At 69.9% G+C, this 21,691-nt stretch carries 20 protein-coding genes; 9 read left to right on the top strand and 11 right to left on the bottom strand.

Annotated features, from left to right (window positions below):
- Positions 1 to 685 precede the first annotated feature (685 nt).
- Both BMG523DRAFT_RS11105 and BMG523DRAFT_RS23005 read right to left on the bottom strand, forming a co-directional pair.
- Positions 686 to 1,135 (bottom strand): DUF456 domain-containing protein, encoded by a 450-nt coding sequence (locus BMG523DRAFT_RS11105; protein ID WP_083494794.1) that lies wholly within the window; start codon positions 1,133 to 1,135, stop codon positions 686 to 688.
- Positions 1,136 to 1,167: 32 nt separating this feature from the next.
- Positions 1,168 to 1,509 carry a WYL domain-containing protein gene (locus BMG523DRAFT_RS23005; RefSeq protein ID WP_083494795.1) on the bottom strand — a complete coding sequence of 114 codons (342 nt, stop codon included), beginning with the start codon at positions 1,507 to 1,509 and terminating at the stop codon, positions 1,168 to 1,170.
- On the opposite strand from BMG523DRAFT_RS23005, the gene BMG523DRAFT_RS11110 reads away from it, so the two are divergent.
- Both BMG523DRAFT_RS11110 and BMG523DRAFT_RS11115 read left to right on the top strand, forming a co-directional pair.
- Entirely contained in the window at positions 1,510 to 2,052 is a 543-nt protein-coding gene (locus BMG523DRAFT_RS11110) for a pyridoxamine 5'-phosphate oxidase family protein (protein ID WP_043591084.1), read from the top strand.
- Between the two features lie 263 nt (positions 2,053 to 2,315).
- Positions 2,316 to 2,918: a TetR/AcrR family transcriptional regulator gene (locus BMG523DRAFT_RS11115; protein ID WP_011435934.1), complete on the top strand. Its 603-nt coding sequence runs from the start codon at positions 2,316 to 2,318 to the stop codon at positions 2,916 to 2,918.
- Between the two features lie 83 nt (positions 2,919 to 3,001).
- Here BMG523DRAFT_RS11115 and BMG523DRAFT_RS11120 read toward each other — a convergent pair whose 3' ends face one another.
- Positions 3,002 to 3,571, bottom strand: a complete 570-nt coding sequence (locus tag BMG523DRAFT_RS11120) for a hypothetical protein (RefSeq protein ID WP_043591086.1) — start codon at positions 3,569 to 3,571, stop codon at positions 3,002 to 3,004.
- Between the two features lie 1,269 nt (positions 3,572 to 4,840).
- Between BMG523DRAFT_RS11120 and BMG523DRAFT_RS11125 the strand changes: the two genes are divergently transcribed.
- A complete protein-coding gene (locus tag BMG523DRAFT_RS11125) occupies positions 4,841 to 5,671 on the top strand; it encodes a bifunctional 5,10-methylenetetrahydrofolate dehydrogenase/5,10-methenyltetrahydrofolate cyclohydrolase (protein WP_043591088.1) in 831 nt (276 codons plus the stop codon).
- Between the two features lie 61 nt (positions 5,672 to 5,732).
- Here BMG523DRAFT_RS11125 and BMG523DRAFT_RS11130 read toward each other — a convergent pair whose 3' ends face one another.
- From BMG523DRAFT_RS11130 to BMG523DRAFT_RS25270, 3 genes are all read right to left on the bottom strand, one after another.
- Positions 5,733 to 7,142 (bottom strand): GGDEF domain-containing protein, encoded by a 1,410-nt coding sequence (locus tag BMG523DRAFT_RS11130; protein ID WP_235463075.1) that lies wholly within the window; start codon positions 7,140 to 7,142, stop codon positions 5,733 to 5,735.
- Between the two features lie 715 nt (positions 7,143 to 7,857).
- A complete protein-coding gene (gene bioA, locus BMG523DRAFT_RS11135; protein ID WP_051623841.1) occupies positions 7,858 to 9,144 on the bottom strand; it encodes an adenosylmethionine--8-amino-7-oxononanoate transaminase in 1,287 nt (428 codons plus the stop codon).
- A gap of 235 nt (positions 9,145 to 9,379) precedes the next feature.
- Positions 9,380 to 9,703 (bottom strand): RidA family protein, encoded by a 324-nt coding sequence (locus BMG523DRAFT_RS25270; RefSeq protein WP_043591091.1) that lies wholly within the window; start codon positions 9,701 to 9,703, stop codon positions 9,380 to 9,382.
- 270 nt (positions 9,704 to 9,973) lie between these two features.
- Here BMG523DRAFT_RS25270 and BMG523DRAFT_RS11145 point away from each other — a divergent pair, with 270 nt between their 5' ends.
- On the top strand, positions 9,974 to 10,840 hold the full coding sequence (locus BMG523DRAFT_RS11145; protein WP_035910646.1) for a rhomboid family intramembrane serine protease: 867 nt from the start codon (positions 9,974 to 9,976) through the stop codon (positions 10,838 to 10,840).
- Between the two features lie 202 nt (positions 10,841 to 11,042).
- Here BMG523DRAFT_RS11145 and BMG523DRAFT_RS11150 read toward each other — a convergent pair whose 3' ends face one another.
- Positions 11,043 to 11,861 (bottom strand): hypothetical protein, encoded by an 819-nt coding sequence (locus BMG523DRAFT_RS11150; protein ID WP_043591094.1) that lies wholly within the window; start codon positions 11,859 to 11,861, stop codon positions 11,043 to 11,045.
- A 585-nt stretch (positions 11,862 to 12,446) separates the two neighbouring features.
- Here BMG523DRAFT_RS11150 and BMG523DRAFT_RS11155 point away from each other — a divergent pair.
- A complete protein-coding gene (locus BMG523DRAFT_RS11155; RefSeq protein WP_049761058.1) occupies positions 12,447 to 13,130 on the top strand; it encodes a response regulator transcription factor in 684 nt (227 codons plus the stop codon).
- A gap of 59 nt (positions 13,131 to 13,189) precedes the next feature.
- On the opposite strand, the gene BMG523DRAFT_RS11160 is transcribed toward BMG523DRAFT_RS11155, so the two are convergent.
- The gene (locus BMG523DRAFT_RS11160) at positions 13,190 to 14,929 is read right to left on the bottom strand and encodes a GAF domain-containing sensor histidine kinase (protein WP_011435925.1); all 1,740 of its coding nucleotides are present in this window, start codon (positions 14,927 to 14,929) and stop codon (positions 13,190 to 13,192) included.
- A 728-nt stretch (positions 14,930 to 15,657) separates the two neighbouring features.
- Here BMG523DRAFT_RS11160 and BMG523DRAFT_RS11165 point away from each other — a divergent pair.
- The 4 genes from BMG523DRAFT_RS11165 (at position 15,658) to BMG523DRAFT_RS11180 (ending at position 19,147) form a co-directional block, all read left to right on the top strand.
- Entirely contained in the window at positions 15,658 to 16,344 is a 687-nt protein-coding gene (locus BMG523DRAFT_RS11165; RefSeq protein ID WP_011435923.1) for a cysteine dioxygenase family protein, read from the top strand.
- Positions 16,345 to 16,391: 47 nt separating this feature from the next.
- A complete protein-coding gene (locus BMG523DRAFT_RS11170) occupies positions 16,392 to 16,763 on the top strand; it encodes a rhodanese-like domain-containing protein (RefSeq protein WP_035941325.1) in 372 nt (123 codons plus the stop codon).
- Positions 16,764 to 17,660: 897 nt separating this feature from the next.
- On the top strand, positions 17,661 to 18,029 hold the full coding sequence (locus BMG523DRAFT_RS11175) for a WhiB family transcriptional regulator (RefSeq protein ID WP_011435921.1): 369 nt from the start codon (positions 17,661 to 17,663) through the stop codon (positions 18,027 to 18,029).
- A gap of 560 nt (positions 18,030 to 18,589) precedes the next feature.
- Positions 18,590 to 19,147, top strand: a complete 558-nt coding sequence (locus BMG523DRAFT_RS11180; protein ID WP_011435919.1) for a histidine phosphatase family protein — start codon at positions 18,590 to 18,592, stop codon at positions 19,145 to 19,147.
- Between the two features lie 111 nt (positions 19,148 to 19,258).
- Here the strand turns inward: BMG523DRAFT_RS11180 and BMG523DRAFT_RS11185 are convergent, their stop codons facing one another.
- The 3 genes from BMG523DRAFT_RS11185 to BMG523DRAFT_RS11195 form a co-directional block, all read right to left on the bottom strand.
- Positions 19,259 to 19,459, bottom strand: coding sequence for a hypothetical protein (locus tag BMG523DRAFT_RS11185; RefSeq protein WP_023840511.1), 201 nt, complete (start codon positions 19,457 to 19,459; stop codon positions 19,259 to 19,261).
- A 163-nt stretch (positions 19,460 to 19,622) separates the two neighbouring features.
- Complete coding sequence (locus tag BMG523DRAFT_RS11190; protein WP_011435918.1) at positions 19,623 to 21,155, bottom strand: trehalose-6-phosphate synthase; 1,533 nt, start codon at positions 21,153 to 21,155, stop codon at positions 19,623 to 19,625.
- 269 nt (positions 21,156 to 21,424) lie between these two features.
- Entirely contained in the window at positions 21,425 to 21,688 is a 264-nt protein-coding gene (locus tag BMG523DRAFT_RS11195; RefSeq protein ID WP_011435917.1) for a hypothetical protein, read from the bottom strand.
- Between the last annotated feature and the right edge of the window lie 3 nt (positions 21,689 to 21,691).

Raw genomic sequence — 21,691 nt, forward strand, 5'->3', positions numbered from 1 at the left:
TCTTGGCATCCTCCCCGCCCTCAAGGACGGAGCCTGCGCGCTACGTTTCCCGGTCACGTCGTCAGGCCTCGACCAGACCGCGGCCGCGGAACCCGGCGGCCGGCTGCCTCCACACGATCCTCGACGTCGAAGGGAAGGACATAGAAGGGAAGGACATCGGGGGAAAGAACGGACGCCGCATCGGCCGGTGACTCCGCGGGCGCGCCCGGTACCACTGCGGAGCCCCGGAGGAATGTGACATAAAAAGGAACCGCGACTTTGACCACGGCCACTCTGAACAATAATGGAAAAAATATCGTATAAATTTCTGAGATTTTCGGCAGGTCCGCCCCGGATCACTCATCCGGGGTTCGATCCGATAGCCCGGTGAAATTCGGAGTGGAACATTCGCCGTCCACCATTGAGATCCGTCAGGAGACGTTCCATCAGCATCACTCGGACGATGCTAACAGCCGCACACGACGGACGAGGCGGCAACCACGGAGCACCGGAAATGGTTACCCCTACTTAACATAGCGATCATGCGGCGGAGGGTGCCGTCGGGAGACCGGCCCACCAGGCTCGGGGCCGGTCGACTCCCCGGATCGGGACGCGCGGACTCCCGGCCCCCGCGGACTCCGGAAGACCAGAACCAGCAGCACGACGTCACGAATCGTTACGAATCGCCATGAGTCGTCACGTGTCATCACGCGACGAACTCGCCGACCAACCAGACGAGCACCATCGCGACGCCGGCGGCGAGCTCCACGACCACACCGACCCCGAAGGCGACGATCGCGGCCCAGGTCGTGCGGCCCGCCGCTCGCGCATCCCCCAGCCGCGCCAGCTCGGCCAGGTAGATCCCGACCACTCCACCGATCAGGAGCCCGACGACCGGCACCACAAAGAAGCCGATGATCGCGCACACCGCGCCGATGGCCAGGCTGGGCCACGGCACCCCCCGACCGGCCGTAGCCCGGGCCGGCAGGACGTACTTGGTGAGCGCCCCGATCACGAACAGCGCGGTCATGAGCGCCAGCACGATCCAACGGCCGACTCCCCCACCGTCCGCGATCACCCACCACAGACCCGCGCCCCAGACCAGGACGAGGCCCGGCAGTACCGGGAGGACGACGCCGACCAGGCCGACGGCCATCACCAGAGCGACAACTAGCAGCCCACCGGTACTTATGGCGCGACCTCCTTCACCGGCATCTCCCGATCTCCCGCGACGGTAGCGTTGCTTCCCACCGCCGCGGCAGCACTGTTCCCCGCCATATTGTTCTCCGCCATGCGCCGACCCACCTCGGCGAAGGCGGTGCGCAACTCGGCGGGGGCGAGCACCACGACCCCGTCCGCCAGGGCACACAGTTGGCTGAGCGCCACCTGGAGCCCCTCCGTCGCGAGCTCCACCTCCCGCCAGCCGTCGGCGTCAGGCGGGCCCGCCGCACGGCCTGCAGATGCAGGAGCAACGCGGTGAGTCGGCTCGATCGCACGTCTGGGAAGCCTAGCCGTGAACCAGGACCGCAGATGGCAGAGTTTTCAGGTCATGATGGCGCGGTGACGACATCCTGGCGCGACTTCGAGGCCGCACAACCCGCCCTCGCCGAGACCGCGCGCACCCGGTTCGCGGCATTCCGCCATCACATCCTGGCCACCGTGCGTGCCGACGGCTCCCCGCGCACGAGCGGAATCGAGACGAACTTCCGGTTCGGGGAGCTGTGGCTCGGGAGCATGCCGGATGCGCGCAAGTCCCGGGACCTGCGTCGCGACCCCCGGTTCGCCCTGGCCGCCAATCCCGGGCCGGGCCAGGACCTGGCCGGCGGCGACATCCGCGTCTCCGGGCGGGCCCGGTGGATCGACGATGAGGAGGTCCTGGCCTCCTTCGCCACCGAGGTCGGCCCGCCGACGCCGTTCGACCTCTTCCGCGTCGAGCTCACCGAGGTGGTCCGCACGAGCGTCGACGAGCCGGCCGGGGAGATCGTGCTGGCAAGCTGGCGACCGGGCTATCGAGGGGTGCGGGTGCAGCGCCGTGGCGACGGGCCGGTGCGCGAAACCTGGGCCGAGGAGTAGACCATCGCGAGCCGCGGGACGGCGTCAACATCGTTGACTATCATGATGCCATCGACGATGAGACCAACGATCCCACGCCACCCCGGTCCGACGACGAGAGCCCAGACTCCGAGGACAACCGGGAGGGTGACGCCGGCACGCACGATCCCGGCACCGATGATGACGAGCCAGAAGGCATCGGAACCGTCGACGCGGACACCGGTAGGCGGCGAGGTCGGCGGGTCGGTTCCCGGCGAACCCCACGGGGCACGCTGTCCCGGGAGGTGCTGCTGGCGGCAGCGATGGAGGTCGTGGACACGCACGGCGCGGGCGCGTTCAGCATGCGGGCCCTCGGCGCGTTCCTCGACGTGGATCCCACGGCGATGTACCGACATTTCGCGACGAAGAACGCGCTGCTCGACGCGCTGACGGACACGGTGATCCGCGGGGTGGAGGAGCTGCCGGAGACCGACGACCCCCGCCGGGACATCCGGGAAAACTTCCGTCAGCTCCGACGCTCCCTGCTGGCGCATCCGACCCTGGCGCCGCTGGTGCTGCGCCGCCCGCCCGGGGTGGGCGCCTACTGGGAGCGGGCTGATCACGCGGTCGCCCAGCTTCACCGCGCAGGCATGGATCCGGCCGACGCCGCCAACGTCTACCAGACGCTGCTCTTCTACACCCTCGGCCACACCCTCAGCGAGGCCCGCCAGCTCGCCCGGGCCGTGGAACGGGAGGGGGCCGGCGCCCGCGGCGGCCCGGTCGCGGCGGTACGCCCGCCGGCCGAACACCACCCGGATCTCTCCGATGCGGCACCCCATCTACGGGAGGAGAACGAGGCCCAGTTCCTCGCGGGCCTCGACCTCATCCTGCGCGATCTCCCCCGTTGACATCCTCTCCGCCCAAAGGGCGGAGATTCCCGCCGTCACGCGGGCGCTCACCGGCGGGGGCCGACCGGCGCGGGGCCGGGCTGTCATGCGCCGAGCTGGAGGCGTGGCCCGGCGAACGTCGCCATGATCTCATCAAAGGTTGCCTCCGGCCGGTAGCCGGCACCCGGCGCTTTTTCACCTCGCCGCCGGAGCGCGTCAAACTGCAAGGTCCACAGTTCGCTCTCCGTCGCCGGAAGCGCGACGACGACCGCATCGTCCTCGTCGTCCATCTGCCCGGTCAGCCAGGAGATCTGGTCCGACGGCAGCGCACAGACATACACCACCTCGCCCGCGGCGTTCGCCCGCACGGCGCGCAGTTGTTCCGCCTGACTGTCCACGCCCAAGGCCGCGCCCAGACGCTCGGCGACCAGCTGCCGTTCCCAGGCGTCGGCATCCTGCGCGATCCGGACGATGACACCGCGCACCTCCAGCTCAAGGTGGATCCGGAGGTTGACGTCGGGGTCCCCGTCGAAGTACCAGGCGATCAGGTCCGGCAACGCGGCACGCATCTCCTCGGCGGTCGTCTCGGCGGCCACCAGACCAGGACACTGCGGCGACCAGGCCGACCAGCAGGGGCCGTCCCGGCGAACCAGCACCGATACCACCTTAGACACTATCGATCACCTCCAAACGCCTCCTCGACCGTCAGCCCCACCTGCTTGACCAGTATCTGCCGGACGACCCCCGGCCCGACGGTGATCCGGTCATGAAAAGCAAGACGAAGTCGTGGACGTCCGTCCGCCTCCAGCCATCGATGAGCTGAACCGTCCTATTTTGTCACTCGATATCCCAATCGTCCAGGCACTCGCAGAAGCTGACGTGCCTTCAACGAGGGCAACTCCCCGGTCACGGAGAGCCGGCGGCCAGGAATGAAACCAGAAGAATCGCACGGATGGTCGTGCGGCGGATGACTTCATCTCGATACTCCACGTCGTGGTCAAGGACGGGACGTCTCCATGGTAGCCGAGAAGAGAAGCAGGACAATAAACTCGGGAAAATGGTGAAGGATATACCCTCGCTACCTACCTGACATCAAGTTCCGTGGACTCATCGCAGCAGGACGAATGTCGCATTCATATCGCTACATCCGGCAAGCCTGCCGGAGTTCCTGAGTACAGCCAGCGTGGCGGGTGGCTCGGGATGCGGCGTAGCGGGCACCGGACGCTTCCGGCCAGGTGCGTCGTTTCAGGTGCGTCGCTCCGGCCGTCCGTAGATGTCACAGCGAGGAGCGGGCCGCTACGTGCCGCGAGCGGCGGTCGACTCGAACGATCGCGAACGTCGACCGGCCAGCCCACTCCGCCGGACCGCACCACCTGCCACCATCACCCCGAACCGGGAAGATCATATCTAGTAATACACGGATTTCCGCTCGGAAATCGCCCACCTCGGCTGCACCACCGCACAGGGGCGGGCCTCTTCCGGAAGGCTTTCCCAGGGAGGATCCGTTATTCCGAAAATCCGAGGCACGAGAACCGACCGGCTTGGAACCGACCGTTCTGGAACCGACCGTTCTGGAACCGACCGTTCTGGAACCGAGCGTTCTGGAACCGAGTGCACCGAGCCGCCCTGGCGTGCTCCCCCGCGCAGGTTACCTGCCCACGCGCCTTGCTACGGTACAACCGTGCCCGCCGCCGCCCCGCTCGCTGCGCCGGCGCATCCCGGGCCTTCCCCAGGTTTGGCGTGGTGGGCCAGGACGGCATAACCCGCGCGAGTGCGGGAAAGGCCTGCGGACAGCGGTGACTTGCCCGTACGGAACGGCCCGGACGTACGGAACGGCCCGGACGTGCGGAACGGCCCGGACGTGCGGAACGGCCCGAACGGACCATTAGGACCGCAGGGCCACGAGAGCCAGACCACGAGAACGACGAGGATCGGAACGGCACATGAGGATGCTCGACGGGCGGTCGATGGCCGCCGAGATCGGCAGGTACGTGGTCGACGAGGCCGAGAGGCTGGCTGCGGCGGGAGTCACGCCGACCCTGGCGGTGGTCCTGCCGACCGCGGATCCGGCCGCGTATTCCTATGCCGAGATCATCGAACGGACCGCGGGCAAGGTCGGCGTGCGCTGTGTGCTGCATGAGCCGAAGGGCGAGCCGGCGGCGATCCTCGACACGATCGACACCGTCGCCGCCGATCCGACCGTGCACGGGATCATCGTCCAGACGCCGCTGCCAGACGGGCTGACCTCCCGCGAGGTCGGCGAGCACATTCCGACGGCCAAGGACGTCGACGGGATGAACCCGAGCAGTCTCGGCCGGCTCGCGCTGGGTCTGCCGAGCTTCGCGCCGGCCACCGCCGCCGCGGTGGTGGAGATCCTCACCCGGGCCCGCATCCCGATGTCCGGCGCCCGGGTATGCGTGATCGGCCGCGGCCCAGTGGTCGGCAAGCCGGTCTCGCTGCTGTTGCTCGCCGAGGACGCGACCGTGACGATCTGCCACTCCCGGACCAAGGGACTGGTGAGCATCGCCCACGAGGCCGACATCATCGTGTCCGCCACCGGCCATCCCCGCCTCGTCGGCGCCGGCTTCGTCCGCCCGGGTGCGGCCGTCATCGACGTCGGCACCGTCGTGACCGAGACCGGGCAGGTCGGTGACGTGGACGCCGCGGCCGTCTCGTCCGTGGCGGGCGCCCTCACCCCGGTGCCGGGCGGCGTGGGACCGGTCACCACGATGCTCCTGCTGCGCAACACGATCCGGGCGGCGCGCGCCGCCTGATCGGCACACCGGCCACCTGGCATCAGCGGGGCCCGCCGCCTCAGCGGAGCCCGCAGCGGCCTCAGACGGAGCTGTAGACCGGCCCGGCGAGCCGTACCCGGTTACGACCATCGGCCTTGGCCCGGTAGAGCGCGGAGTCCGCACGGGCGATGAGGCCGGCGAGGTCGCCGCGGGGGCCGTGATGTGTCGCGACTCCCACGGACACGGTCACCGACAGGGGAGGCCGGCCCTCCAGCCGGCAGTGGGTTCCGGCGACTTGGCGGCGGATCCGTTCCGCGACATCGGCCGCGTTCTCCAGCTCGACCTCGGTGAGCAGCACCACGAACTCCTCGCCCCCGAACCGTCCGACGAGATCCCGGGGGCGGGTCGCCGCCCGCAGCGCGTCCGCCACCGCGATCAGAATGACGTCCCCGATGAGATGACCAAACCTGTCATTGACCCGCTTGAAGTGGTCGATGTCGACCAGGAGCACCGACAGTGGACGCCCCACCTGGCAGGCCCGGTTGATCTCGCGTTCCGCGACCTGGCGCCAGTACGCCGGGTTGGCCAGCCGGGTCTTCGCGTCGGACCGCGCGGCATGCAGGAGCTCGGCGTGCAACAGGCTGCGTTGCAGCAGCAGGACGGGGGGTGTGATCGCCAGCATGAGCAACGGGTTCGCCGCCCACAGCACCGCGACCACGATCGACGAGCAGATCTCGGCGGCCTGCGCGGGCACGAGGTCGCGGCACGCATGCCGGAGCGGGGTCCGGGCGGGGATGACAGGTGACGGGACGACCCCGGTCCGGTCCGGCCGGTCCGGCCAGCCCGGCCGGGCTGGACCGGCCGCCACACCGGAGCACGAATCGAGGCTCTCCCGACCATCGGACGTCGCCATCCCCATCACGGTCAGCCTCATCCCCATCACGGTCAGCCTCGCCACAACCGGGTAAACCGCAACCGCGGCGAGGAAGGCCAGCACCGCGACGCCGGACCCGACGAGGTTGTCGACGGTGAACGGCCCTCGATCGGGGCTAAGCAGCAGATGGACGCTGGAGGCACAGAAGCCCGCGATGCCCAACGCCGCGGCGTGGAACACGCGCAGATGCGGCGGCTGTACTGGATCACGACGGCCGGCGAGCCAGCACAGCGGCAGGCTGACAACCGCCGGGTAGAACGGCGGCAGCAGGACCGCCGCCGCCACCGTCCAGGTGGACAGCAGGTCATGACGTCGGGCCCCGGGAACGGTCAGATCCTCACCCAGCCGTCCGGACGCCACCACGGCCAGCGCCCCGAGAACAACGAAGGTGGCGAAGGCCGCGAGGTCGGTCCATCGCGGACGCAGACCCGCCGCCGCGAACCCGGCCATGCTCAGCCAGCAGAAGACTACGATTAACCCCCGCCGCATCAACCCCCCGGGCGCGCGCCACAGCATCCAGCCGTGGCCGAGCAGGCGCAGCACGGCCAGGCGAGGGCCGGCCAGGCGAGGGCCCAACGGCGGAGGGCCGATCATCCAGGGGCCGACGGGTTCGGCGCTCGCGGGTGGGGCGGACGCTTCGCCTCGTGCCGCCCCGCGACCGGTCCGGGCAGTCGTGCCCGCTCCCCGCGTGGTCACCCCGCGGACTCGCCGCCAGCCACGCCGAAGGGTGCCCACCAGAACGGAACCCGCGCCCCGCGCCAGTCGTATGCGTAACGGCATTGGTGGATGGCCTTCCTCGTTCTTGTCCACGGCCGTACCCGGCCGGAACCGCCCGGTGAATCCAACCTGGTCGCTGCTACTTACGGTGAATCTTCGAGAACGAAGAGTACGAAGGCGCTTCGCCAATTCGCAACCGTCCGAATGCCGGTTCTTAGCCGTTCGCGGCGTCGCCGAGCCGTGTTTTCTCCCCGGCACGCGCGCGATAGTTGCCCAGGAAATGGCACCTGACCTGCGACGACGAATGCCGGGCCGAAGGAGGCGTCACGACGGGCCGCCCGGTCGCGTCGGCTGCGGGACACCGCCGAGAGACCACATCCGACACGCCCGGGAAACGGCACGTCCGCCGCCCGGAGACCAAGGACGGCCGAGGGAGGGACCGCCGAGGGACCAGCTCGATGCCCGCCGTCCGCTCCTGACACCTGGCGGCGGCGTAGGGACCGACGCGTCGGTAACGCGGACGAACCGGTGACGCGGACGAACCGGTAACGCGGACGAACCGGTGACGCGGCGATCAGATGGTACGGGCGACCGCCTCGACCATCGCGGCGGCCAGGGTGGCCACGTCGGCGGGGGAGATGATGAACGGCGGCATCGTGTAGACCAACCGTCCGAACGGGCGGACCCAGACCCCGAGATCCACCAACAGCGGCTGGATCACGGTCATGTCGACGGGCTCCCGCGTCTCGATCACTCCGATGGCGCCGAGTACCCGCACGTCGGCGACCCCGGGCAGGTCGGCGGCCGGGGCGAGCCCGGCGGAGAGCCCGGCGGAGATCTCGCGCACCCGAGCCTGCCAGGGCGAGGAGAGGAGCAGGTCGATGCTGGCGTTCGCGACCGCGCTCGCCAGGGGGTTGCCCATGAACGTGGGGCCGTGCATGAACGCGCCGGCCGGCGAGTCGCAGACGCCCGCCGCGACCTCGTCGGTGCACAGCGTCGCGGCCATGGACAGGTATCCACCGGTCATCGCCTTGCCCACGCACATGATGTCGGGGCTGATGCCGGCATGGTCGCAGCCGAACAGCTCGCCCGAGCGGCCGAACCCGACCGCGATCTCGTCGGCGATCAGCAGCACCCCGTAGTGGTCGCACAGCTCGCGCAGCCGCGCCAGCCAGCCCGGCGCATACCACCGCATGGCTCCGGTGCCCTGCACAACCGGCTCGCAGATGACCGCCGCGATCTCGTCGGCGTGCCCGGCCAACAGCCCCTCGATCTCGGCGACGTGAGCGTCCTCACACGGCTCGTCGAAGGCGCAGGCCGGGGCGGAGGCGAACAGATGGCGGGGCAGCAGGTGGCTGAACAGGTGATGCATGCCCGCGTCCGGATCACAGACCGCCATCGCGCCCGAGGTGTCGCCGTGGTAGCCGCGTCGGATGGTGAGCAGGCGCGTCCGGCCCGGCCGGCCCCGTCCGGTCCAGTACTGCAGCGCCATCTTGATCGCGACCTCGACGGCGACGGAACCCGAATCGCACGGGAAGACCCGCCGCAACGGATCCGGCGTGATCGCCACGAGGGTCTCGGCGAGGGCCACCGCCGGCTCATGGGTCAGACCGCCGAACATCACATGGGACATCGTCTCGAGCTGCCCGCGCACCGCCTCGTCGAGCACGGGATGCCGGTAGCCGTGAATCGCCGCCCACCACGACGACATCCCGTCGATCAATTCCCGGCCGTCGGTCAACGTCAGCCGGGTCCCCGCGGCGGATGCGACCGGGAAGAGCGGCGTGGAGCCGGACACCGAAGCATACGGATGCCAGACCACCCGCCGATCGCGGGCGACGAGGTCGCCCACGTCCGCCACCGGGGTCTGGGGCCGGGGGGTGAGCGCGGGCGGCGGGACGGCGATCGTCGAACGAGGGGTCACCTCCCCACTCTCGCCCACCCCGGTCGACGGCGGTGGCCTGGGTGGCGCTGGCCCGGGCCGATCGTCGTGCGTCTCACACAACTGCGGTCTCACACCACTGCGTCACCCGCCCGAGCTCGTCACCCGCCCGTCCTGCCCTCGAACCCCAACCCGACAGGAGTCCAACTCGCGGCTACCCCCACTCAGTCGGCGGCGTCGAGGACGGCGAGCGCGTCGACGAGGACGAGGAAGTCACGGGGCAGGTCGACGCACACGGTGGTCCGGGCCGGGAGGGGTCCTTGACCCAGGTCGCATAGAGCGTGTTGAACTCCTCGAGATGGGCGCTATTGGTCAAGCGGACGCGCATCATGATGATATCATCGAAGGTGACGTCGGCGGCGGCGACGCCAGGGGCACGACCGATGTCGTGCAGAAGCGCCGCAGCGACGACATCGGCATCCGCGCCAGACCGCCGTGCTTGCTCGGCGGTCTGGCGCGTGCTCCAGCTGGTTGACACCCTCGTCCTCGTACGGATTGCCTTCCAGCCCACGCAGTATCGCGAGGATGCCAGGAACTGTGAAGTGAGGTAGTGCGGATGGTTCGCCTTCCACGGTTCGCCGTCTCGGTCGACCGGCCCCTCGGCCAGGGTGAGGCCAAGTTTCCCAGCGGCGGCATCGCCCCGGTGTGATCTTCGCGGCGGAGGCAGAGGCCGACGACCCCTGGCTGATCGTCGGCCAGGAGTGCCAGGTAGGAGTAGTTGCCCAGGCGCATCGGGCAGGATGTCAGTGTGGTCATCCCGATTCACGACATCAATCCCCTGCGCCGCCGCCCGGTCGTGACCTGGCTGCTCATCGCGGCGAACGTGGTGATCTTCGTTTTCTTCGAACCGGTGGTCAGCTCGGTCGCCGGCACGGAGACGTCGGCGGCACAGAACATCTGTGAGCAGCAGCGGTTCTTTCAGGAGTGGGGTGCGATCCCGTGGGAACTGGTGCACAATGCGCAGCTCACCGCCGCGAACTCCGGCCAGATCGGGGTGGATGCGGCCGGCAACCCGGGATGCATCGTGGAATCACCGCCCAGCTTCGACAAGATCCCGGTGCTGTCGGTGCTGACCTCGATGTTCCTGCATGGAAGCTGGCTTCATCTGATCGGCAACATGCTGTTCCTCGGGGTCTTCGGCAACAACATTGAAGATCGCATGGGCAGGCTGCTCTACCCGCTGTTCTACCTGGTCTGCGGATACGCCGCCGGGTACGGCTTCGCCTTGTTGGAGGGTGGGTCGACGAACACCCTGATCGGCGCCTCCGGCGCGGTCGCCGGCGTGTTGGGGGCCTATCTGGTGCTCTTCCCACGGGCCCGCGTCATCGGCCTGGTCTCCGTCCTGTTCTTTCTGCCGTTCTGGCTGCCGGCCTGGATCGTCCTCGGTTTCTGGTTCGCGTTGCAGTACATCTACTTCACCGGATTCGGCGTCGCCGACGGCGGTACCGTGGCGTACGGAGCACATGTAGTCGGCTTCGCGGTCGGCGCGTTGCTCGTCATGCCGTTCATCAGCCGGCTGCGAGCCGCCGGCCCCGGGACGCCGCTCCGGGTGCCCCAACACGGCTGGATTCGCGGCACGGGGAACTCGTCGGCCCGCCACCGCCGCCCCTACTGAGCGATCCCGATCTTCCGCGGCCTGACCGTCGTGGCATCCCGCCGGCACCTGCCGGACGTGGACGCCGCGACGGCGGAAGCCGCCACGACGACAACGGCCGCCACGACGACAACGGCCGCCACGGCGGCGACCGTCACGACCGTCGAGTAGTCCCGAAGCCGCGAAGGCCCGCCCGGCGGTCAGGCACCCCAGCGGTCCGGCATCAGGACGCCGACGACCCGCCGACGATGGAGTCGGGGGTGGTGGAGTCGGCAGCCTCGGCCGCGGCGGCGTCGTCGCAGCCGCCCGTGTCGGCCGCGGATGCCACGGCCACGGCTTTCCCGGCGGGAACACGACGTCGCAACAGACCGCGCCGGGCTCGCGGACGGCCTGCGTCGGCCGACCTCCGGCCGGGCCGCTTCCGGCTACCCGTCACGACCGGCGCGTCCTCGGCCTCCGCTGCGGCCTCCGCCTCGGCCTCCGCTGCGGCCTCCGCTGCGGGCCTGACGGGCTGTTCCCCGGTTGTCGAGGCGACCTGCGCGGGCTGCGAGTCCACGGCGGGCTGCGAGTCCACGGCCGGCTGCGAGTCCACGGCCGGCTGCGAGTCCACGGCGGTCGAGAAGGCGGCCTCACCGGTCTCGACAGCCTCACCGGTCGCCTCGGGCAGGTCGGCCGGAGCGGCATCCTCCGCCTCCTCCGCGACCCGCACGTCGAGAGCGACCGTCCGCCAGTCCTCGAAGACCTCCTGAACGGCGAAATCCGCGGCGAGCAGGGCGTCACGGTAGCGAACGAGCTGCTCGTACGACAGGGTCGGATCCGGCTGCGGTCCCGTCACCACGGGGACCTCGGAGGCCGTCGCGGTGGCGCCCGCGACAACGGCCGTGGTCACCCGACAGGTAACGGACCCGGCGGAGTCGATCGTCTCCGTCAGCGTCCAGGAACGGCTGGCCGCCGCGGCGAGCCGCGGATCCGTGAGCGCCCCGCCGCCGGCCTGCTCCGTCAGAAGCGTCGCGATCCTCGCCGCGACCGTGGTGGTCGCCACGTCGCCCCTACCCCATCGCACGACCGCACGTCCTTTCCCTCGATCTCTGTCTGCCGCTACGCCGAAGACGCCCATGATCGGCCGACCCCGGAGAATGGCGCCGACGCCTGAGGGCGAGAACTGCATCTTGACGGACGGATCGGATGCGCTACGCAGCGGGGTGCTTTTTGCCACATGGCGGACATACGATACAAACACCGGACGGCCCCGATCGAGGTTCCCCTGCTACGGCCAACGGGCCGCAGCGCCGCGCCGGGGAGCAGGCGAAACCTCCGGGCTCGCGGACGGACTCTGCATCCGCCGTCGGCACGCCAATTGCGACCTGGCGTAATCACATCATGAAGTCGCTCGATTACACCTCACCGGACTTCGGCGGACGCCACCCGGACCTACCCTTTTCGGATGAGGCCGGAACCGGCGTTCACGGGTTCACCGAACGGCATCCGCCGAGACGCACGACACCGCTTCCGTGCGGTCGAGGTCACCGCCTCCAACAGCGAGCGTTATATTCTGCTTGCTGCAGGTGACAACAGCGACGGTCTTCTACGGCGTCAGGGTCGGGCGGAGTCAACGGTGTCAGACGAACTGGCGGACGGTTCCGGAGTCGGTGACGCACCGGGGCCTGCGTCGATCACCGGAACCATCCGGGTGTTCCTTCTCGACGACCACGAGGTGGTGCGTCGCGGGCTGCGGGATCTCCTCACCGACGAACCCGATGTGGAGGTGGTCGGGGAGGCCGGGCGGGCCGATGAGGCGGTCGCCCGGATCCTGGCTCTCCAGCCCCACGTCGCGGTGCTGGACGCACGCCTGGAGGACGGCAGCGGTATCGAGGTCTGCCGGCAGGTCCGGTCGAGCGATCCACGGATCGCCTGCCTCATCCTGACCTCGTTCGACGACGAGGAGGCGCTCTTCACAGCGATCATGGCGGGCGCGGCCGGCTACGTTCTCAAGCAGATCCGGGGAACCGCCCTCGTGGACGCGGTGCGCCAGGTGGCGGCGGGCAAGTCTCTGCTCGATCCCGCGGTGACGCCCCGGGTCCTGGTGCGGCTGCGGGAGGGACCGGCCGAGGACGAACGGCTCTCCGGGCTCACCGACCAGGAGCGGCGTATCCTCCGGCTGATCGCGGAGGGGCTCACCAACCGCCAGATCGCCAGCCGGATGTTCCTCGCCGAGAAGACCGTGAAGAACTACGTCTCCAGCATGCTGTCCAAGCTCGGGCTGGAGAGCCGGACCCAGGCCGCGGTGTTCGCCACCAGGCTGAACCCCTGAATCCCTGAGGCTCTTGAGGCCTCTGAGGCCCGGGGTTCCCCGCAGCCCCGCCGCACCCGCTAACCGAGGACGCCCCATCCCTCGCCGGAGTGCACGCGAAGCTCGGGCAACGGCGCGATCACTGGAACCTGCCAGGTCATGGTGGTGCCGATGCCGCCCGCTCCCGGGCCGAACTCCATCCGGCCGCCGAGGTCGAGCGCACGGTGTCGCAGGTTGGCCAGCCCGCTGCTGCGCGAGGCCTTGCCAGGGCCGCGGCCGTCGTCGCGCACCTCGACCAGGAGGTCGGCGTCGGTGACCCGCAGCAACACGTGGATCCGGGAGGCCCGCGCGTGGCGGGCGATGTTGGACAACGCCTCGCGCAGCGCCGCGAGCATGTGCGGGCGGATGGCCGCGGGGACCCCGCGGTCGATCGGTCCGTCCAGCCGGACCGTCGGGGTGATCCCCAGGGCCCGTTCGGCCTGGGCGATGACCGCTTGGATCTCGGCGCGCAGATCGGTCTCCTCAGCAGCGTTGGAGGTCAACGAGAAGATCGTCTGACGGATGTCGGAGATGGTCTGGTCAAGCTCGCCGGCGGCGGCGTCCAGCCGCTCGGCCGCCCGGCTGTCCACGGCCCGGGCGAGGCTCTGCAGGTGCAGACCGGTGGCGAACAACCGCTGGATCACGACATCGTGCAGGTCCCGAGCGATGCGGTCCCGTTCCTCGAAGACAGCCAGACGCTCCCGGTCGCGGTGCACCCGGGCCAGTTCGAGGGTGAGCGCGGCCTGCCCGGCGAAAGCCGCGGCCATCTCCAGGTCCAGACCACCGAAGGAGGCCGAACGCCCACCCGAGCCGAGGACAAGGATGCCCAGCGCCCGGCCACCCGCCATCAGCGGCACCACCATGCCGACCTTCACCGGGAGGTCGGCATGGTCCGCGCCGAACAGCGGACCGCCCGGGGAGTCGACGGGCACGAGCACGGCCCGGCCGGTGCGCATGGCCTCGTTCAGGCGGCGGTTGTCGGCGAAGACCCGGCCCCGCAGGTCGTCGTCCCCCTCCCCGTCGACAACCCCGACCACCAGGCCGACCTCGTCGGGGACGAGGATCGCGGCAAGCCGGGCCGCAGTCGCCTGACGGGCCCGCCGGGCCACGAGGTCGAGCGCCTTCTCGGGCTCCGCAACCGACAGCAGCGCGGTCGTGATCTCCGCGCTGGCCGAGAGCCAGGCCTGCCGGCGCCTGGTCTCCTCGTACAGCCGCGCGTTCTCGATCGCGAAACCGACCGCGGCCGCCAACGCGCACGCCAGGTCCTCGTCCTCCTGGGTGAACTCGCCGCCGCCGCGCTTCGCGCCGAGGAACAGCGTTCCGAACGCCGCGCCCCGCACCATGATCGGGACGTTGAGGAAGGTGTCGAACCGCGGGTGCCCGCTGGGAAACCCGATCGCGACGGGATGACGGGCGACGTCGGCCACCCGCAACGGCCGCGGGTGGCGCAGACTCTCCCCGATCAGGCCGCGCCCCTCGGGAAGCCTGCCGATCATGGTGGGCACCTCGTCAGGGAAGCCCACGTGGATAAGCTCCGAGATCTCCCCGTCGTCGCCGATCACCCCGAGGGCGCCGTACTTGGCCCCCACGAGCTGGCAGGCGGCCTGCGCGATCCGGCGCAGGGTGACCGGCAGGCTCAGTTCCCGGGCCACGTCGACGACCGCGTCGAGTAGGCCACGCATCCGGGTCTGCACGGACGCCACTTCGTTCACCTGCTCGGAGAGCTGGATCAGAAGCTGTTCGAGCCGCGCGCGATCGACATCGGGGACGGGTCCGCTCATCGGCCCAGGCCCTGGTCCAGGGCAATGACCGAACCTTCGTCCGGGTATCGACGGAATTCGACGAAAACCACCGCGCGTGGCACCTCATTTCCGGTCCCTCGCTCCAGCAGGGTGACGCGGGCGCCTGCCCAGGCGGAAGGATTGCCTGCCATGCAGGATATCCGGCAAACACCCACTCCGTGGAGCAGCGGGCGGAACGCCATGACGGGCACCGGCCGGGTCTCGGGAGGCCATAACGCGCCGGGCTACCTCCAACGTAGAGTATCGTTCATGGCAGTGCCCCACCTCTTCCTGCACCGCGACCGTGTGACGGACCTGAGCCGGGTCGTCAGCGCGGCGTGTACCGGGCGGGCCTGAGCCAGCGTCATCCTCCCGCGGCGCCACCGGCGGCGCCGGTGGCTCGTCGCCTGCCGTCCCTGGCTGGCTGATCGGCTGGTCCAGCTGGCAGTTCCGTCGCCCCGCCCCGACGATCCGTCGGCCGCGCGACGCCACGCTCAGCCCGTTCGCACCGTGATCTCCACCGCTTCGTGCCGTCGCGCTCCGTGCCTGCGTCGCGGCGGGCCAACGCCGGCAGGACATCACCATCGTGCTCATTCGACGCGGTGACCTGGCGCCTCAGTCTCGCGCGCGGCACCGCTTCTCCCCGCCCGGCCGTGTCCGGCAGTGTGCCGGCGAACGCCACCGGCACCACCCGCGTCCCGGCATCACCCGCGCCTTGGGAGTGACCCGTGCCCCTCCTCCACCCGGTCCTCATCGCCGACCCCACCCGCATCGCCGACCCCACCCGCCTCGCCGACCCCTTCGTGCCGGCCTCGTGCCTGAGCGATGAGCCGGGCCTCATCGACCTGGTGACCCTGTGCGAACTGACCGCCGCGCTCGCGGCGACACCCGAGGTCTGGCGTCCCGTCATCCGTCACCGTCCCGACCGCCGGTGGTACACCCGGCTGCTGCTCTCCGCGACCGTGGAGGTGTGGCTGATCGGCTGGTATCCGGGGCAGCAGACGGAGGTACACGATCACGGCGGCGCGCTGGGGGCGCTGACGGTCGCCGAGGGTTTCGTGGAGGAGGACCAGTACGACCGGAGCTGGACCAGCTCCCAGATGCACCGGCACGGGACCGGGGCCGTGGTCGGCTTCGACCCGACCCACATCCACCGGGTCGCCAACCGCGGCCGGCAGGTCGCGACGACGATCCACGCCTACTCCCCACCGGAACTGTCGATGCGGTTCGCGCCGGCGCCGGCCGATGGCGGCCGGGCGGAGGATCCGCGTGCCGTCGAGATCCCACCCGCGGCCGCGGCAGCCGCGACGGTCCTGGGCCCGGCCGTCACCATCGGCGCGGCCACCGCGCCGATGGAGGCGGGCAGGGGCGACCGCGGGGCTCCGACCCACGCGGTGGCCGGGAGCGGCGCATGACGGCAACCGAGCACGCCACAGCCACGCCACCGAGCCGGATTGACGCGATGCTCGCGGCGGCCCGGTCCCGGCTGCACCGACTCGAACCGGCGCAGGCCGCGCGTGCCCTGGCCGAGAACGGCGACGCGGTGCTGGTCGACATCCGACCCGCGGCGCAACGCGCCGCGGAGGGGGAGATCCCCGGCGCCGTCATAGTGGAGCGCAACGTCCTCGAATGGCGGTTCGACCCCACCAGCGACGCGTGCCTGCCACTGGCGACGGGGGACGATCTGCAGGTCATCGTGATCTGCTCAGAGGGTTACACCTCCAGCCTCGCAGCCGACTCGTTGCGACAGCTCGGCCTGTGGCGCGCCACCGACGTGATCGGCGGATTCCACGGCTGGGCGGCGACCGGACTCCCCACCTGCCCGGCCCGCTGACCGCCGCGACCCGCCGGCCCGGCCGAGGCCCCGACCGGCTTCGACCGGCTTCGACCGGGCCGGCGGGTTTACCCAGGGGGTCTACCCGGGGTCCCCCGGGGGATCCCGGTCGTGCCGGCCACGTCATCGCCGCCCCTGCACCCCGCAGAGGTCAGGGGCGCATGCAGCGGCAAAAGCATCGGATGTGGTTCTGCGCACATTTCTCTACCGAAATCATCCCCCGAGAACCGGGGTAAGCGGACCTTCGCGGGATCGTCACCCGTACGCAATCGAACCCGGGTACCGCTCCAACCTTGATCGACAATGCCCCGCCGACGCCCCTCCCGGGCCGCACCGGTCATCCGGCAACGATCTTCATACAGGCTGTTTCCGCTGTCCAGTAGCGCTTCCCCGCCCATCCGGCGGTACCCGGCGAGCCCGGACCCGGCCGCCGTGGCGACCGAGCCCGACCGACGGCAACACCGATCCCGCCCGACGGCAGTCATCTCGGAACGCGCACGGTGCGTGACCATCTACCTCGGCACACGCCGGTACGGAGCCCCGGACGTCCGCGTTCCGGAACCCTTGCTATCCGGTCGAGAGACGTCTACGTTCCTCGGTTAACGAGACGAGACGGGATCGTTTCCGAGCGGAGCTCCGGCCACGGTAGGCCAACCGAAAAGGCAGCGTCGACGGATTCCACCCGGAACGCCCGAGGGCTTCTCGGCTCGACCAGGTTGACCTGCCTGTCTGGGTGTAGGCAACACCGGATTCGGCGGTCTGGAAAAGCAGTGTGTCCGCCTTTGCAACGTCAGCAGGAGACGGTATGCCCAGTCAGCCCAGCGTGCTACCCGCTCGAAGCTTCGCCACGCTCAGCTCCCTGTCCGCCGCGTGTCACCACGTGTCCGGCGGTGCACGATGAGCGCCGGCGTCCCGGTTCTTCCCGGCCGTGATCTGCCGCCACAGCCGTTCGGAGCTGGTTGGCCCGCCTACTGGCGCCAGGAAGCGGCCTGCCGCGACGGCGACCCGGACGCATTCTTCCCGCCGGACGGCCGCAACACGAAAGCCCGGGCCGCGGCCGAGAGGCGGGCCCGCAAGATCTGCTCCGACTGCCCGGTGCAGCGCCCATGCCTGGCCACCGCGATCTTCTGTCAGGAAGAGCACGGGGTGTGGGGCGGCCTGACCTCGGACGAGCGTGCTTCCGTCGTCCCCCGCGGGCGGCTGAGCGCGGACGACGCCCTGGTCTTCGCCGACCGGCTGCTGCTGTCCGTGTCGGTCGCGAGCTGAGCGGACCGCGCCCGGTGACCCCGGGCGCGTCCCGCAGCGATGATCGCCCCCCTGGTCACGCGGTGGCTCCTCACGCCGGCCGATCTGCCCGGATATCGGCGGCGATGATCAGGATCATGGTTCCAGACGACTCGGCCGCGACGCCCTCGCTATCCGGTCGGGCCATATCTCATTGACGGACCCGGCCCATCCTGGGCAGTCTGCATGTCATCACCTCACGCCGCGGGGCGTGCGGCGCGGCGGCGCGGGGACCGGACGCGGGAGGGCGCGGTGGGCACGGGTATGGCTCCCGGCGGGACCGGATTCGACGATCCGGGCGGTGGCGGCAAGAAACCCCGGGCCGTGCTGCCACAGACAGACCCTGGGAAATTCACCGGAAAATTCTTTTCCCTGAATATCATACTTTATATCGAACCAGCCCTGCAGGGTCCTGCTCGCCGTTCCGCGCCCGCCACGCCAGGTACGGATTCCCGGCAACTCCGGCTGGAACGGCAATTCCGGCTGGAACGCGACGGACGTCGCGCCGTCGATTTCCTCCCCGTACGGCGGAGAGTTCGCTCGTGAAACCACGGCGGCGCCTTCTTCTGCTGCGGCACGCAAAGTCGGACTGGGCCGAAGGGTCAATCCACGACGCCGATCGACCGCTGTCCGGATCGGGCCGGCGGGGCTGCGAGCTCATCTCGCGCTATCTCACGGACAACAAGCTCGCGCCCGACCTCATTCTGTGCTCCTCCGCGCTGCGGACCCGGCAGACCGTCGAGGGCCTCGCGGATGCGCTCCCCCCGAACGTCCCGGTCCTGACCGAGGACCGGCTCTATCTGGCCGAGGCGCAGGACCTGCTGGACCGGCTGCGTGAGATCGACGACGGAGTGCCCAGCGTGATGCTCGTCGGGCACAATCCCGGTATCCACACGCTGGCCGTGGCCCTGCTGCCCCCGGCCGAGCGATACCGGATCTCCACGTTTCCGACGGCGGCACTCGCCATCCAGGATCTGACCGTTACGCGCTGGGCGGAGCTGGGTCAGGACTCGGCCCGGCTCGTCTCCTTCGTCACGCCGCGGGGCCTGCGGGAGGCCGTCGGACCGGCAGGGGCCCCGAAACCCGGCCCGCCGGCCTGAGTCGGGAACGCCGCCGACCTGAGCTCGGCCGGCGGCCGAGCGCCGCGGCGCGGCAGCCCGATGAACTGGTAGGTGCCGCGCCAGGCCTCGTGAACCAGATCGGCACTGCACTCAGTAGGCCTGCTCCATGATCTTGGATGCGAGGGCGAAGACGCCGCCAACGACCAGCAGTGCGCCAGCCGCGATCCACAACGGCACCGAGGCGAGCGGGAGGGCGAACGTCCCGACAACAAAGCCTACGATGATCAGAAGTACCGCGGCCCACGAACCCGTGTTGGCCTTGTGGTGACCGGTCTCACTAGCCACGTCCACTCCCGTCCGTCCTCATCGGGGCCGCCCGGCGACCCGATGCACATCGTTTTCCGGTGCGAGACTACCCGCGATCGGCATGTCCGATCCCGGATGGCGATGTACCTTTGCCCAATCTCGCCATTCTGCCCGATCTTGCCATTCCCTTCCCGCGCCGGGAGCCCGGTCACCCGAATCCGGCGACCCGCCGCAAGTCCACCAACTGGTCGTCGAGCCAGCGCCGCACGTCGTGGGTGCGGACCTGTCTGGCTGCCGCGGCGAGCCGACGATGGCGCTCCTCCATCGGCATCGTCAGCGCGGTGTACAGGGCGTCGGCCATCTGCTGCACGTCGAAGGGGTGCAGGGTAACGGCGAACTCGCCCAGCTCCTCGTGCGCCCCGGCCATCTCCGACAGCGCCAGCACGCCGCCACGCCGGTTGACGACCGCGACCTCCTTCGCGACCAGGTTCATCCCGTCGGCGATCGCGTTGACGATCAGAACGTCACAGATGGAGTAGGCCGCCACGGCGAGCGGGAAGTCCTCGACCATCCGCAGGTCGATCGGCTGGCGCCCCTCCTTGGTATGCCGGGCGTTGATCTCCGCGACGACCGCGCCGATCAGGGCGATGTAGTCGGCGTACTCCGGCACGTCGGTGCGGCTGGGCTGCAGCAGCGCCAGGAAGCTGACCTTGCCCACCAGCTCCGGATGCTGATCGAGTAGGGTGCCGAAGGCCAGAAAGCCACGCACGACGTTCTTGCTGGGGTCGGTGCGGTCCACCCGCAGGATGAGCTGACGGTCATCGTCGAGGAAGATGTAGCGCAGCATCGCCACATGCGCCGCCACCTCCTCGGAGGCCTGCGTAGCGTCCAGCGCCGCCGGGTCGACCGAGATCGGGTGGTACCGGGCGCGGACCACCCGATCCGCCACCGTCACCGTCAGCTGCTCCAGGTCGATCGGCAGGCCGAGCAGCTCCTGGGCGCACAGGACGAAGTTGCGGGCGTAGCGCCGGGTATGGAAACCGACCACATCACTACCGAGCAGCCCGCGCAGTAGTCGCTCCCGGATGTCGGCGGGCAGGATGCGCCACTCGTCCGGCCCCGGCCAGGGAATGTGGATGAAATGCGTGAGCACCGCATCCGGGCACTGCTCCCGCACCCAGTCAGCCACGAGGTAGAAGTGGTAGTCCTGCAGCAGGACGAGCGCCTTGCCACCCCGCGCGCGCACCTCGTCAACCACCGCGTCGGCGTAGGCCCGGTTGACCGCCGCGTAGCCGTTCTCGAAGGCGTCGTGCTCGGCCCGGGTGAACACCGGTGACAGCGATCGGCCGTAGAGGCCGTGCTGGATGAACCACAGGACCGGGTTGGACCACACGCTGTAGAAGTCGGCGTAGGCGGTCGGATCGGTAACGACGAGCCGGACCCGGATGGCGGGGCCGTCCGGGTCGCCCTCCACGAGCCGGGGCGAGGGATAGGTCTGGACGAGGATGGAGCTCCCGGCGCTCTCCCCGGCGACGGCGACGTCCTCCTCGCTGGCTGCGCCGCACACCCACACCGCGTCGTCGAGATGCTCGGCGAGTCCGGACAGGGCCGAGACGAGGCCGCCCGCCCCCCTGGTGACGGTACGACCGGTGGCGTCCCGGTCGAACCTGACCGGACCGCGATTGGACAGCAGCACGAGCGGCAGGTCGAGCGACAGGTCGAGCGGGTTGAAGTCCGACACGGCGGATGCGGCCTCCTGGTCACGGGCGGTACTCGGCGTCCGGCACCGCTGAACCCGAGCGCCCGAGCGCACGGGGACAATCCGGACTGTAGTAAGCCCGGCTTTCGGATGCACCGCGTTGCAACGCGGCTAGGACGTTGTTACCCAGACCTTCATCTGGTTACTGCTCTCACCCGAAAGGTGTCCTCCTGTAATCAGATGCCCCGGCAAGCCGCAACGGGGAGATCCCGTCCCACGTCGGGAGGCGTGCCGTGCCTCACCCCAGCCGTCTACAGACCGTCCCGGTAGTCCCGAACCTCCTGCACGGCCGATCCCAACGACGCCAGCGACGTCTGCAATGTGTCGCGTGTCTCCACCAGCGCGCTGGTCAACTGTTCGACCGCACGGTGCTCACTGCCGTCGGTCGCCGCGATCACCATCGCCTGCGCCTCCTCGATCATGCTCAGCGCGCCCTCCAACTGCCCGGCCACCTCCTCGGTGCGCCGGAACGCCTCGTCGAGCTGCGCCTTGACGTCGGCGATCGTGCCTGACACCCG

The sequence above is a fragment of the Frankia sp. BMG5.23 genome (assembly GCF_000685765.2).
GTDB lineage: Bacteria > Actinomycetota > Actinomycetes > Frankiales > Frankiaceae > Frankia > Frankia casuarinae.

Coding starts and splice junctions, on each gene's coding strand:
- BMG523DRAFT_RS11105 (WP_083494794.1), bottom strand. CDS start 1,135: ATGGCCGTCGGCCTGGTCGGCGTCGTCCTCCCGGTACTGCCGGGCCTC.
- BMG523DRAFT_RS11110 (WP_043591084.1), top strand. CDS start 1,510: ATGGCAGAGTTTTCAGGTCATGATGGCGCGGTGACGACATCCTGGCGC.
- BMG523DRAFT_RS11125 (WP_043591088.1), top strand. CDS start 4,841: ATGAGGATGCTCGACGGGCGGTCGATGGCCGCCGAGATCGGCAGGTAC.
- BMG523DRAFT_RS11160 (WP_011435925.1), bottom strand. CDS start 14,929: ATGAGCGGACCCGTCCCCGATGTCGATCGCGCGCGGCTCGAACAGCTT.
- BMG523DRAFT_RS11175 (WP_011435921.1), top strand. CDS start 17,661: ATGAGCGCCGGCGTCCCGGTTCTTCCCGGCCGTGATCTGCCGCCACAG.
- BMG523DRAFT_RS11170 (WP_035941325.1), top strand. CDS start 16,392: ATGCTCGCGGCGGCCCGGTCCCGGCTGCACCGACTCGAACCGGCGCAG.